General features: G+C 45.2%; 1 protein-coding gene. It reads left to right on the top strand.

Annotated elements, in window-relative coordinates; genetic code table 11:
* Positions 1 to 210: hypothetical protein (locus CD138_RS14460; RefSeq protein WP_219727740.1), on the top strand; the 210-nt coding region annotated here is incomplete at both ends.

Raw genomic sequence — 210 nt, 5'->3', positions numbered from 1 at the left:
TCAGAAGCAAAAGCAAGTGCTTCAACATCAACGGCGCAATCAGAAAGTGTAGCGAGCGATTCAGCAAGCACATCAACATCAGTTGAGAAATCACAATCAATCTCTGCATCAGAATCAGAAGCAAAAGCGAGTGCGTCAACATCAGCGGCGCAATCAGAAAGTGTAGCGAGCGATTCAGCGAGCACATCAACATCAGTTGAAAAGTCACAA

Origin of the sequence: Staphylococcus intermedius NCTC 11048, from assembly GCF_002902385.1 — a bacterium.
GTDB lineage: Bacteria > Bacillota > Bacilli > Staphylococcales > Staphylococcaceae > Staphylococcus > Staphylococcus intermedius.
Note: the sequence above shows the minus strand (reverse complement) of the source record. Positions and strands in the feature narration are given on the sequence as shown.